Origin of the sequence: Epibacterium ulvae (assembly GCF_900102795.1) — a bacterium.
Lineage (GTDB): Bacteria > Pseudomonadota > Alphaproteobacteria > Rhodobacterales > Rhodobacteraceae > Epibacterium > Epibacterium ulvae.
The window spans coordinates 108,480-121,696 of the sequence record NZ_FMWG01000008.1 but is presented as its reverse complement, the minus strand read 5'-3'; the positions used below and the strand labels follow the sequence as shown (position 1 = coordinate 121,696).

Sequence of the window (13,217 nt, the reverse complement as noted above, 5' to 3'; positions counted from 1 at the left end):
GCAGCCTTGCATTCTGCCAAAACTGTCCCACAAAGAGGCCCGAGGCATATACATTTCAGCTTTCTGATGCTAAGGGGCCACTTCTGCCGAGGCGTGAACAGCTTTTGCAGCTTGTTTTCTCGCTCTTACGGATCTGCACAACATGACCTCTCCCCTATTTGATGCGCTTAAAGAGCGCGGCTATGAAACCCTAACCAGCGTTCAGGAAGCCGTCACCGCGCCAGATCTGGAAACGCGCGATCTGTTGGTATCCGCCCAGACCGGTTCGGGTAAAACCGTCGGATTTGGTCTTGCCATTGCCCCTACCCTACTTGGAGATGCGCAAAAATTTGGCCCCGCAGCCGCCCCGCTTGCACTGGTCATCGCACCAACGCGCGAACTTGCCCTTCAGGTCATGACAGAATTGCGTTGGCTCTATGGTAACACAGGTGCGCGCATTGCCTCTTGTGTCGGCGGCATGGACGCACGGGATGAGCGACGCACGCTAGAGCGCGGTGTTCATATTGTTGTAGGCACGCCAGGGCGCCTTTGCGATCACATCAACCGTGGCGCGCTGGATATGACAGCGCTACAGGCAATTGTTCTGGACGAAGCGGATGAAATGCTGGATCTGGGCTTCCGCGAAGATTTGGAATTTATGCTGGGCGCCGCACCAGAAGAGCGCCGGACTTTGCTGTTTTCGGCCACCGTTTCGCCGATGATTGCCAAACTGGCGGAACAGTTTCAAAATGACGCCCAGCGTGTGAGTACAATTTCCGCCGGGGGCCAGCACAGCGATATCACCTATCAAGCGCTGCGCGTTGCACAACCCGATGCGGAAAACGCAATTATCAACGTGCTGCGCTTTCATGAAGCTGAAAATGCCATCGTCTTTGCCAACACCCGCGCGGCGGTAAACCGGCTGACGGCGCGCCTGTCCAATCGGGGCTTTTCTGTCGTCTGTCTTTCTGGTGAGTTGAGCCAAAGTGAACGCAGCCACGCATTGCAAGCGATGCGCGATGGACGCGCGCGTGTCTGCGTCGCAACAGATGTGGCGGCACGCGGGATCGACTTGCCCAAGCTTGAATTGGTCATCCACGCTGATCTGCCCACAAATACCGAAGCCCTGCTGCACCGTTCAGGCCGGACCGGGCGCGCAGGACGCAAAGGATTTTCCGCGTTAATCGTACCACCCAAGATGACCAAACGCGCGGAACGACTGCTAAAGTGGGCCAAGGTCAAAGCGGACTGGCAAGACGCCCCCTCTGCAGAAGCAGTTCTGGAACGTGACGAAGAACGCCTGCTGGCAGATCCTGCATGGAACGAAACACCAAGCGAGGTGGAAACTGCCTTTGCTGCAAAACTGGTTGAAGCCTATTCACCTGAGCAGATCGCAGCCGCCTATCTGCGCCTGTACCGAACCCGCCATTCCGCACCGGAAGAGCTGCTGGATCCAGGTGCGCGCCCCGAACGCAAAGAGCGCAAAGACAGATCTGAATTTGGCCCCAGCAAATGGGTCTCGCTCTCGATTGGGCGGGAACAGCGGGCAGAACCCCGCTGGCTGCTGCCTCTCTTATGCCGGGCGGCAAACCTGAACCGCGAGCAGATCGGTGCAATTCGCGTGCAATCCAATGAAACGCTGGTGGAAATTGCTGAACCAGCAATGGCTGGGCTAAAGCAAAACCTGCCTGCGAACAGCGTTCTGGAAGATGATATCAAGCTAAGCTTTGTGGAAGGCACCCCTGATCTGGGTCGCCCACAGCCACATCGCAAAAGCCCGCGAGGGGATGCAAAACCCCGGTTCGATAAGAAACCGCGTGGGGACAAACCCGCTTATAAACCTGATGGCGGCAAGCCCAAGGAAGAGCGCAAACCATGGTCAAAAAAGCCAGCTGACGGGGACGACGATCGCCCAAAGATCAAAGCAAAACCCGCATCTAGCAAACCACGCGCAGACCGGGACGACAAAGCCCCCCGCAAACCGCGTGAAGAGAAATCCCCACGTGGGAAAAGCGATCGCGCTCCGCAGCGTGGTTTTAAAGGTTCTGGCGAAAAACTTGCTGGAAAATTCAATGACAAACCTTCTGGAAAATCCGGAGGCAAACCCAAAGGATCAAGCGAGGGAAAACCCTCTGACAAACCCTCAGGCAAGTTTGGCAAAGCAGCCTATAACCCCTCTGCCCGCCTCAGCCGCAAAGGAAAGCCCGGAGGCAAACCGGGTGGTAAATCTGGCGGTAAGCCCGGCGCATGGGACAAACCCAGACGCAAGTAAGACATAACACCTGTAATCAGCAAAGGCGCTTTGGCAACAAAGCGCCTTTTGTCTTGCGTTTTTTCCTGACTATGAGATTTCAAAGAGATGCGCTTTGTCACCCTTATCTCTGTTCTCATCGCGGCTTTTGGCATCGGAATCGGTGTGTATTATATCGCGTTTTCGTCTTTCAGTACGGCAGAGCTGGCCAAAGCACGCGCGCGCCTGTCTCTCTATCACAGCACTGTTGTTGCGGAACTAGAGCGATTTTCGCATCTGACCTATGTGCTTGCACGGGATCCATTTGTGATCGACACAGCCTTGGGCGCGGACCGAAACGCCCTGAACCACCGTCTGCAAGAATTTACGGAACAGGCCGGGCTAGAGGCGATATATCTGATCGACCACACAGGCGACACGATCGCTGCGTCAAATGCAGGCAGCGAATTGAGCTTTGTCGGACAAAACTATGCCTTTCGCCCTTACTTTCAGGATGCCATGAAAAATAGCCAGGGGCGCTTTTATGGTATAGGCACCACCACAGGACGACCCGGCTATTTTATCGCAGATCAGGTGCAGACCGGAACAACGGATCGCTTAGCCGTCATAACCCTGAAAATTGATCTCTCTGCCCTTCAGGACAGCTGGCGGGCCTCGGGTGAGGATGTTTTGCTGGTGAACGGGGATGGCGTTGTTCTTCTGTCCGCAAATCCCAATTGGCGCTATCGTAGCCTGTCCCCACTCACAGATGTGCAGCGCCAGCGCATCGCTGATGCACGCCAATTTACAAACCAGCCCCTTACGACATTGAACTGGTCCAAACCCAGTCAGAACCGGGCTTTGATCGACGGGCAAGATGCGCTGCACGTCATGGCCACGGATCTGCCGCATGGCTGGAAACTCCATTATTTCACCAGCGATGACCGCGCTGTGACGCAGGCGTTGCTGGTCGCAGGATCTGTCTTTCTTTTGGCAGCCAGCGCCTTGATCCTGTGGCAACTGCGCCGCGCCCGCCATATGCGACAGGCCTTGCAGCAATCCGCATTGGAAGAAGCTCTGCTGCGACAAACCAATTCTCGTCTTGCCCGTGAAATCGAAGATCGACGCACCGCAGAACGTCGCCTAAAGCGCACCCAAGGAGAGCTGGAACGCGCAGGCCGTCTTGCCGCACTTGGGCAGTTGGCCGCCTCGGTGACTCATGAACTTGGCCAGCCCATTGCCGCGATGCGCAACCATCTGATCGCGGCACAAATCAGCAAATCGCCCCCTGAAACATTAACTGAGCGAATGAACAGCCTTGTGGAGCGCATGGAAGGGATTACGCGGCAGCTTAAATTTTTTGCCCGCAGCGATGATGAACGGTTTGAAACCTTTGACCTGTGCGCCGCACTACAAGCCGCTTTGGACCTGATCGACAGCAACTTGCAGGCCGGGAACGTGGAGCTGCACACATCCATGCCCGATTTCCCCGTCCTTGTGCGCGGCAATCGCTTGCGGCTGGAACAGGTGATGATCAACATTTTGCGCAATGCAATTGATGCAATGGACGATCTCGACAACCGGCAGCTTGATGTCGAAATCGATCAAAATGATCACAGCATCTGGTTTGAGGTGCGCGACACCGGTCACGGCTTAGGCGATGCAACCCTTGCTGACCTTCGTGAACCCTTTATCACCACACGCGAAAGCGGACGCGGTATGGGGCTTGGCCTTGCGATTTCGGCTTCTATTGTAAAAGATCACGGGGCAGAGATGCGCGCCGAAAACCGCCCCGACGGGGGGGCGCTTTTTCGCGTAACTCTACCTTGCCCGGAGGCTCAGGAAGGATCTCATCCGTGACCGACACAACGAAGTTTTCCGTTCTTGTCGTCGAAGACGATAAATCAATGCGCCTGTCCCTGATGGAACTGCTAGAGGCCGCGAACTGGCACGTCGATACCGTTGCCCGCGCTGAACTGGCGCTTGATCGCCTAACAAAGGCGCAGCCCGACGTGATCCTATCTGATATCCGCATGCCCGGCATGTCAGGGATTGATCTATTACATCAATTGCAGGGAACCGGAGCGCCACCGATCGTGTTGATCTCTGCCCATGGTGACATTCCTACAGCGGTTCAGGCCATGCAGGATGGCGCTTACAGCTATCTGGAAAAACCCTATGATCCGCGCCGTTTGCTCTCTGTTTTGTCACACGCAGCAGAACAACACCGGATGCAGCATCAAAATCAACGCCTGAAAGAGCGCCTGACGCAGTTGGCTGGGCTTGATCGTACCCTGTTGGGGCAATCCAAACAGATCATGCGCTTGCGCGATGATATTCTGGATCTGGCACAGGTACAGACCAGTGTCTTGATCCAAGGTGAGACCGGCACCGGCAAAGAGCTGGTGGCGCGCGCTCTGCATGATCTTGGCCCAAACAGTGATGGACCTTTTGTTGCCGTCAATTGCGCTGTTCTCTCGGCTGAGCGGTTCGAACAAGAGATGTTCGGCACTGTTGACGACCCATCTGGCTATATTTTATCTGCGATTGGTGGCACCGTTTTTCTAGATGAAATCTGTGCCTGCCCGCTGCCTGCACAGGCCAAACTGCTGCGGGTGCTTGAAGACAAGCAGGTTTTACCAGTCGGGGCGGATACACCGATTGCGGCGAACTTCCGCGTGATCTCTGCAACCAATCAGGACATCATTGTTGCAACCTCTGCCGGGCAATTTCGCGCCGACCTTCTATATCGGATCAACACAATGGCGCTGACCCTTCCCCCCCTCCGTGGGCGGCGGGATGATTTGATGCTGTTGTGCATTGAATTCATGCAACAGCTGGCACAAGTCTATGAAATCGCGCCTCCCGTGCTGACTCCCGATGACCTGACGCAACTGATGATGCATGAATGGCCTGGCAACGTGCGCGAATTGCGCAATGTGATTGAACGGCGCATCCTTGCCGCCCGACGCGGCGGCGGCAGCATGGAACAAGCCCTGCAAGCAGACCCCTTGCCCCAAGATGTGCCTGAGACCCTGCGTGAAGCTGTCGCATCCTTTGAGCGTGAACTGATCAGCAAGGCAATCCGGACCCATCAGGGCCGCATGGATGCAGCCGCCGAAGCTTTGGGGATCGGGCGGCGCACATTGAACGAAAAAATCGTGAAATTGGGCCTGAATAAAGACGCTCTCTTGTAGCCAATCTGGCTCTGCGGAAATCCGCAGGGGCATTAAAACTGCATAAGCGGATTTCTACATAGGCAAGTTTGATTGATTTCGCGATGCTTTGTGAGGAAGACTGATGTCTGAACTAAATTAAAAACAGCTTGGATAAATCTGGGAGGATACCATGCGTCATCTACTAAGCCGTACCGCGCTTGTTGCCATTGCAGCGACCTTTGCAACAGAATCACTGGCCACCGAATGGAACGTGTCTCTTTGGGGCAAGCGCCGCGCTTTCACCGAACATGTTGAAAAACTGGCTGAACTGGTTTCTGAAAAAACCAACGGTGAATTCACGCTGAACATTTCCTATGGCGGCCTGTCTAAAAACCGTGAAAACCTTGATGGTATTTCAATTGGTGCGTTTGAAATGGCGCAATTCTGCGCGGGGTATCACCGTGACAAAAACCCATCGATCACCGTGCTAGAATTGCCGTTTCTTGGCATTTCCTCGCTGGAGCAAGAAGTCGAAGTCTCAATGGCGCTTTATGACCATCCTGCGGTCAAAGAAGATCTGGGACGCTGGAACGCGATCCCTATCATGCCCTCTCCGCTGCCACAGTACAATCTGGCAGGTGTCGGCGACAAACCTGAATCTTTGGATGATTTCAAAGGTCTGACCGTCCGCGCGACTGGCGGCATTGGTCAAGCTCTGACCAGTGTTGGCGCTGTACCGACGTCAATGTCTGCAACCGAAGTGCGACAGGCGATGGACAGTGGTGTTGTCAAAGCCGTCGCTTTTGCACCCCATGCACATATGTCCTTTGGCACCATCGAGAATGCAACGTGGTGGACAACAAACCTGAACCCCGGCACCGTAAACTGCCCTGTGGTTGTAAACTCTGACGCGCTTGACTTCCTGACAGACGCAGAACGCGAAGCATTGCTCAGCTCTGTTGATGAGGCGCTGGAGCATTATGTAGACACATATAACTCCAAAACCATGGCAGCCTGGGGCCCAGCGCTGGAAGAGCGCAACATTACTCAAGTCACCTTTGGTGAGGATGAGCTGGCCTCGTTCCGGGCAACTGCGGCACCAATTGCCCAGACATGGATCGAAGAAAACGCCAGCCGTGGCCTGCCTGCGCAGGAACTTTATGACATGGTCACAGCAAAGATTGCTGAAACCGCCAAGTAAGGCACATGTCCCTGCGCCGCAAATACAGGCGGCGCAGGGCTTTTGCCCTCTCCTGACATCTTAGAATAGAAAGGTCTGCGATGGCTGGCTCTTCGCTGGTGCTGAGCGATGACAGCACCCTTTCCAAAATTGACCGTAGTCTTTACGCGGTCGAAAAACAGCTCGCCCTGCTCAGCGGGCTGGCGGTCTTTTCATTGATGCTTCTTGCGGTCTGGTCCGTTGGTGGCCGCAATATCTTTAACCAGCCCCTGCCTGGATATGTGGACTGGATCGAACAGGCCATGCCGCTGATTGCTTTTATGGGCGTCTCGTTCACCCAACGCGATGGCGGCCATATCCGCATGGATATTCTGGTGGGGGCTTTGAAAGGTCGCCCGCTTTACATTGCTGAAATCATTACAACGCTTGCGATGCTTATCCTCATGCTGCTGCTTGTTTGGGGCACCTGGTCGCATTTTTCGCGTTCCTTTGACTTTGCAATGCCGATGTGGAGCCGCGACAGTTCGATGGATATCAGCCTGCCGCTCTGGCCTGCAAAACTGCTCGCGCCTGTGGCATTTGGTGTTCTCGTACTGCGTCTTGTCCTGCAGTTGGTGGCCTATGTGCGCGCCTTTATCCGCAATGATGACACTCCAATCGCTGTTCCATTGGTTGCAGATGCAGCCACACAAGCGGCCATGGAAGCCGAACAGCTGACCGGCCACGACGACACATCCGCCAAAAAGGATCAGAACTGATGGAACCTATTGATATCGGATTGATCGTCTCAGGCGGCCTCCTTGTGATGGTCGTCTTGGGCATGCGGGTGGCTTTTGCCGCGGGACTTGCAGGCATGATCGGCTTGATCTGGATTTTCTGGGCAAAGGCTGGCTATGATCCATCGCGTTTTGGCAAGGCGCTGACCATCGCCGTTAAAACTGCAGGTCAGGTACCCCATTCAAAAGTGTCCAGCCAAGCGCTTAGCTTGATTCCAACCTTTATTCTGATCGGCTATCTTGCCTATTACGCCGGCCTCACAAAAGCCCTGTTTGAAGCTGCCAAACGCTGGCTTGCTTGGGTTCCGGGCGGATTGGCTGTCTCTACCGTCTTTGCGACAGCTGGATTTGCAGCCGTGTCCGGTGCCTCCGTAGCCACCTCAGCCGTCTTTGCCCGCATTGCCATCCCTGAGATGCTGAAAATCGGCTATGATAAACGTTTTGCGGCAGGCGTCGTGGCGGCAGGTGGCACCTTGGCTTCTTTGATCCCGCCCTCTGCAATTCTGGTGATCTATGCGATTATTGTGGAACAAGACGTGGGTAAGTTGCTGCTGGCTGGCTTTATTCCCGGTGCTTTTTCAGCACTGATCTACGGGCTTTTGATCATTGGTATGGCGATGACTATCAAAGGCTTTGGCCCAGCGGTTTCTGGTTTCACGTGGAAAGAGCGCCTTGTCTCGCTTCCGCCTGCCTTGCCAATTGTCTTCGTCGTCCTGACCATTATCCTCTTTGTTTACAATCCGTTTGGCGGTGAGGCTTGGGGCACACCTACGGAAGGCGGCGCAATCGGGGCCTTTGTGGTCTTTCTGATGGCACTGTATCAGGGCATGCGCTGGAGCGAACTTCGCGACGCGCTGATGGAAACTGCAAAACTGTCTGTGATGATTTTCACCATCATCTGGGGCGTGTTGATCTATGTGCGCTTTTTGGGTTTCGCAGATCTGCCCGGTGCGTTCTCTGATTGGATCACGTCACTGTCCATGTCGCCGATGCTGATCCTGATCTGTATTCTGCTGGCCTATGCGGTGCTGGGGATGTTCATGGATGCAATTGGCATGCTCTTGCTCACGCTACCTGTTGTCTATCCAGCTGTTATGGCACTCAACGGTGGAGAAGCCGTTACAGCAGCCGAAAGCACCTTTGGCATGTCTGGTCCGATGTGCGCGATCTGGTTCGGTATTCTTGTAGTGAAAATGGCCGAATTCTGCCTGATCACCCCACCTATCGGCCTGAACTGTTTTGTCGTCGCCGGGGTGCGCGATGATCTGACGGTGCAGGATGTATTCAAAGGCGTGACGCCGTTCTTTATCGCCGATGCGGCAACCATCGCCCTTTTGGTGGCCTTCCCCTCCATCGTGCTTTGGCTGCCGTCGCTGGCATAAACGTCAACATAGCTCTCTCAAAAGGCCCTGTTTTAACACGCAGGGCCTTTTTCGTCTGGGCTTGGCAGCAAAGCTGCAGCAAGTTAAGCAGAGCCGACACTCATCGAGACAGACAGGACAAGACCCCGTGGTAGAATGGATCACCTCAGATCAGCTGGTTTCCTATGACGAGGCTGTCAGCTTTATGGAAACACGCGCCGCCGCCATTGCGGCAGGTGAGGCGGATGAATGCATCTGGTTGGTGGAGCATCCTCCACTTTATACCGCAGGAACCTCTGCCAAGCGGGAGGACCTTCGCGATGCTGATCGCTTTCCCGTATTTGAAAGCGCCAGAGGCGGCCAATATACCTATCACGGCCCCGGACAGCGCGTCGTTTATGTGATGCTCAACGTTGGCGCACGCGGCAAAGACGTGCGCAGATTTGTCAAACAGCTTGAAAACTGGGTGATTGCAACCTTGGATCAGTTCAACGTCAAAGGCGAGATCCGAGAGGGGCGCGTGGGCGTCTGGGTGGAACGCCCGGAAAAGCCCCTGACCGCAACCGGCAGCCCAGCCGAGGACAAAATCGCTGCCATCGGTATCCGCCTGCGCCGTTGGGTCAGCTTTCATGGGATATCCATCAACGTTGAACCCGACCTAACCCATTTTGAAGGTATCGTGCCCTGCGGCATCAACGATCACGGCGTCACCAGCCTCGTGGATCTGGGCCTCCCCGTCACCATGGACGACGTAGATGTCGCGCTAAAACAAACGTTTGAAGAGGCCTTTTCTTAAAGACGTTCGGTCATCGGCCATCTGCGAATATCAACGGCGACACATTTTAATCGGTTGATCAGCTGCTGGACATACCCGCCAACATCGCTCCAAGTGCAACAATATGCACCAGGATCAAAGCCTTATCATTCCAAAGAACCCCAACCATCATCCAGCCGAACACCCCGACAAGGAAAAGATAAAGGTTCCAAGGAGTCCATCCAAATCCGGTGGCGGTATAACCTAGAATTTGAATGGCCGACGCCGCCCATTTTATCACAAAAACAAACCGCTCAGATCGCAAACCCTGCGCCGCATTTTCTACTGACATTTTCATCTCCATCACATTGCACCTCCACATTTAAAAGCTAAAACTGACAATTCCGATTGAGATTTGATGTTTCATGCCAATAGAATTACTATTGCCATATGACAGATCTTCCCCCTCTGAACGGATTGCGTGCCTTCGACGCTGCTGGGCGGCGGCTTAGCTTTCGGGCAGCCGCAGAAGAACTTGGCGTGACGCAAGGAGCTGTGGCACAACATGTGCGGCAGTTAGAGGCGCATTTGGGCCTGAAACTCTTTGATCGCATCCCTCAAGGCCTCGCACTGACCAGCGAAGGGCGCGCTTATCATGCAAGAGTGGCACCGGCATTTGCGGATCTGCGTGCAGCGACGTCGATGCTAAAACCCGATCTCGGGAAAGTATTGATCAGCGTCACCCCGTCTTTTGCCGCAAAATGGTTGATCCCGAACCTGCCAGATTTTTCCTCAACCCATCCTGAGATTGACTTACGCATTCTGGCGACCGAAAAAATTTCAAGCTTCTATAGTGATGGAATTGATCTGGCTGTAAGACAGGGCACGCCACCCTTTGGAGCTTCGCTGGACGCAACGCTTGTCTTCAAGCAAGATGTGATCGCAGTCGCATCACCGGATATGCTGGGTGCAAATTCGCTTCCCATGCATCGCAACACGCTCGCAGAATTGCCTAAAATTCATGACAGCCATGATATGTGGCCCGCAGCCCTCGCCTCTCTCAATGTTTCTGACACACACAAACGAGGGCTACGGCTAAGCCAAACAGCTTTGGCCATCGATGCCGCTGTTTCTGGGCAGGGTGTCGCGCTTGTCAGCCGCTTTTTGGCACAAAAGGACATCACGACAGGACGTCTGGTCGAGCTGATGACATTGCCGGATATCCACAGTCAGGACTTCTATCTACTACGCCCACGCAAGACTGCTCAACACCAAGCGGCGAATACGGTCGCCGCTTGGCTGCAAACACGGGCTCAGGCATAGCTCCTTGGGCACCCTGACCTCAGAACCCAAAGACTAAAGCGCCGCGCGAATTTTTGATGCAATTGCTTTGATCTGCTCCATGTCGCCCATTTGCCCCGGCGCACGCAGTGGCACGCCGTCGTGGCGCGGCAGAATGTGGAAATGTAGATGGAAGACTTCCTGGCCACCGGCAGCCTCGCTGAACTGCTGCAGCGTCACACCATCGGCCTCAAGCGCCGCCTTGGCTGCAACTGCAAGCTTCTGTGCGGTTTGAGCAACCGCCGCGATTTGGTCTGCACTTGCATCCAAAAGGTTGCGGCAAGGTGTCTTGGGGATCACCAAAAGATGCCCATCCACCCGCGGCATAATGTCCATAAAGGCCAAAGTATCTTGATCTTCAAAAACCACCTCTGCGGGGATCTCCTTGCGCAGGAGTTTGGCAAAAATATTATCGTTATCATAAGCTATCATAGCGGGATCCCTTGAATTTCCACTGTCTCAACCCTTTGTTTACCCATAAGGCACATCGCATGCCAGATGTTGCGTGAAAGCCAAAAGGCCCAGCATGAGGTCAAATATTATTGATCCAAATCAAAGTCGCCCATTGAAGGTGGGCGTGCTGCGCTCTAGAACCTGTTGTTGAGTCTTGGCCGATCGGGACCTGTTCCTATGGCCTTACATTATGCAACAGGAGGCACCCACCGATGGCAGACGCAGCCATTCATGGTCACGGCCACGAGGACGAGCGGAGTTTTTTCACCCGCTGGTTCATGAGCACGAACCATAAGGATATCGGCATTCTCTACCTGATCGTTTCGGCGATTGTTGGTCTTATTTCTGTTATGTTCACCGTTTACATGCGGTTGGAGCTAATGGATCCCGGCGTTCAATACATGTGCCTTGAAGGCGCACGCCTGACGGCTGCAGCCGTGGGCGAATGTACCCCGAACGGCCACCTCTGGAACGTATTGATCACTGGCCACGGCATCCTGATGATGTTCTTTGTGGTGATCCCCGCGCTCTTTGGTGGTTTTGGCAACTACTTCATGCCACTGCAAATCGGCGCGCCCGACATGGCGTTCCCGCGCATGAACAACCTGTCCTTCTGGATGTATGTTGCAGGCACCTCGCTGGCGGTAGCATCCGTTCTGGCACCTGGCGGCAATGATCAGCCTGGTTCTGGTGTGGGTTGGGTTCTGTATCCACCGCTTTCAACCAATGAAGGCGGCTATTCCATGGATCTCGCGATCTTTGCGGTCCACGTGTCTGGTGCCTCATCGATCCTTGGTGCGATCAACATGATCACCACCTTCCTGAACATGCGTGCCCCCGGCATGACCCTGTTCAAGGTGCCACTGTTCTCATGGTCGATCTTTGTCACATCTTGGCTGATCCTTCTGTCCCTGCCGGTTCTGGCGGGCGCGATCACCATGCTGTTGATGGACCGGAATTTTGGCTTCACCTTCTTTGATCCTGCGGGCGGCGGCGACCCGATCCTTTATCAGCACATCCTGTGGTTCTTTGGCCACCCGGAAGTGTACATCGTGATCTTGCCCGGCTTTGGTATCATCTCACACGTGATTGCGACCTTCGCGCGTAAGCCTGTGTTTGGCTATCTGCCCATGGTCTGGGCGATCATCGCCATTGGTGTTCTGGGCTTTGTTGTTTGGGCACACCACATGTACACCGTCGGCATGTCGCTGAACCAACAGGCTTACTTCATGCTGGCCACTATGGTCATCGCGGTGCCCACAGGCGTTAAGGTCTTCTCCTGGATCGCAACCATGTGGGGCGGCTCGATCGAGTTCAAAGCACCTATGATGTTCGCCTTTGGCTTCCTGTTCCTGTTCACCGTTGGTGGTGTAACCGGTGTGGTTCTGTCACAGGCTTCTGTCGACCGTGCTTACCACGACACTTACTACGTTGTGGCACACTTCCACTACGTGATGTCTCTGGGTGCCGTCTTTGCGATCTTCTCGGGCGTTTACTTCTACTTTGGTAAGATGACTGGCCGCCAATACAACGAGCTGGGCGCGCAGATTCACTTCTGGATGTTCTTCATCGGTGCAAACCTGACCTTCTTCCCACAGCACTTCCTGGGTCGTCAGGGCATGCCACGCCGCTACATCGATTATCCTGAAGGGTTCGCATATTGGAACAAGATCTCGTCTTACGGCGCGTTCATCTCCTTTGCCTCCTTCCTGCTGTTCTTTGGTGTTGTGATCTACTCACTGCTGCGCGGTGCACGGATTACCCAGAACAACTACTGGAACGAATACGCGGACACGCTGGAATGGACCCTGCCGTCCCCTCCACCAGAGCACACCTTTGAAATCCTGCCCAAGCAGGAAGACTGGGACCGCTCCCACTCGCACTAAGATGTGTTGAAAAACAAAAAGCCTCGAAGGAAACTTCGAGGCTTTTTTGATAGGCGAGGCTACATAAGCTCTCCTTATTTAAATTAAATGGCGGCTTCG

11 protein-coding genes are annotated in these 13,217 nt (G+C 54.5%); 9 read left to right on the top strand and 2 right to left on the bottom strand.

Going from position 1 to position 13,217, the window contains the following annotated elements:
- Positions 1 to 142 precede the first annotated feature (142 nt).
- From BLP79_RS13385 to lipB, 7 genes are all read left to right on the top strand, one after another.
- A complete protein-coding gene (locus BLP79_RS13385; RefSeq protein WP_090219723.1) occupies positions 143 to 2,251 on the top strand; it encodes a DEAD/DEAH box helicase in 2,109 nt (702 codons plus the stop codon).
- Positions 2,252 to 2,338: 87 nt separating this feature from the next.
- Positions 2,339 to 4,069: a sensor histidine kinase gene (locus BLP79_RS13380; protein WP_090219721.1), complete on the top strand. Its 1,731-nt coding sequence runs from the start codon at positions 2,339 to 2,341 to the stop codon at positions 4,067 to 4,069.
- Positions 4,066 to 5,406, top strand: coding sequence for a sigma-54-dependent transcriptional regulator (locus BLP79_RS13375; protein WP_269799324.1), 1,341 nt, complete (start codon positions 4,066 to 4,068; stop codon positions 5,404 to 5,406). The genes BLP79_RS13380 and BLP79_RS13375 overlap by 4 nt, the downstream gene beginning before the upstream one ends.
- 151 nt (positions 5,407 to 5,557) lie before the next feature.
- Positions 5,558 to 6,568 carry a C4-dicarboxylate TRAP transporter substrate-binding protein gene (locus tag BLP79_RS13370; RefSeq protein WP_090219719.1) on the top strand — a complete coding sequence of 337 codons (1,011 nt, stop codon included), beginning with the start codon at positions 5,558 to 5,560 and terminating at the stop codon, positions 6,566 to 6,568.
- A gap of 80 nt (positions 6,569 to 6,648) precedes the next feature.
- A complete protein-coding gene (locus BLP79_RS13365; RefSeq protein WP_090219718.1) occupies positions 6,649 to 7,305 on the top strand; it encodes a TRAP transporter small permease subunit in 657 nt (218 codons plus the stop codon).
- Positions 7,305 to 8,705 carry a TRAP transporter large permease gene (locus BLP79_RS13360; protein ID WP_090219716.1) on the top strand — a complete coding sequence of 467 codons (1,401 nt, stop codon included), beginning with the start codon at positions 7,305 to 7,307 and terminating at the stop codon, positions 8,703 to 8,705. The genes BLP79_RS13365 and BLP79_RS13360 overlap by 1 nt, the downstream gene beginning before the upstream one ends.
- The gene (lipB, locus tag BLP79_RS13355; RefSeq protein ID WP_269799325.1) at positions 8,638 to 9,480 is read left to right on the top strand and encodes a lipoyl(octanoyl) transferase LipB; all 843 of its coding nucleotides are present in this window, start codon (positions 8,638 to 8,640) and stop codon (positions 9,478 to 9,480) included. Before BLP79_RS13360 ends, lipB begins: the two co-directional genes overlap by 68 nt.
- Positions 9,481 to 9,538: 58 nt before the next feature.
- On the opposite strand, the gene BLP79_RS13350 is transcribed toward lipB, so the two are convergent.
- Positions 9,539 to 9,790 (bottom strand): DUF6552 family protein, encoded by a 252-nt coding sequence (locus tag BLP79_RS13350; RefSeq protein WP_090219861.1) that lies wholly within the window; start codon positions 9,788 to 9,790, stop codon positions 9,539 to 9,541.
- Between the two features lie 98 nt (positions 9,791 to 9,888).
- Between BLP79_RS13350 and BLP79_RS13345 the strand changes: the two genes are divergently transcribed.
- Positions 9,889 to 10,761 carry a LysR substrate-binding domain-containing protein gene (locus BLP79_RS13345; protein ID WP_090219714.1) on the top strand — a complete coding sequence of 291 codons (873 nt, stop codon included), beginning with the start codon at positions 9,889 to 9,891 and terminating at the stop codon, positions 10,759 to 10,761.
- A 33-nt stretch (positions 10,762 to 10,794) separates the two neighbouring features.
- Here BLP79_RS13345 and BLP79_RS13340 read toward each other — a convergent pair whose 3' ends face one another.
- Positions 10,795 to 11,211, bottom strand: a complete 417-nt coding sequence (locus BLP79_RS13340; RefSeq protein WP_090219713.1) for an HIT family protein — start codon at positions 11,209 to 11,211, stop codon at positions 10,795 to 10,797.
- 233 nt (positions 11,212 to 11,444) lie between these two features.
- On the opposite strand from BLP79_RS13340, the gene ctaD reads away from it, so the two are divergent.
- Entirely contained in the window at positions 11,445 to 13,118 is a 1,674-nt protein-coding gene (gene ctaD / locus BLP79_RS13335) for a cytochrome c oxidase subunit I (RefSeq protein ID WP_090219711.1), read from the top strand.
- Positions 13,119 to 13,217 lie beyond the last annotated feature (99 nt).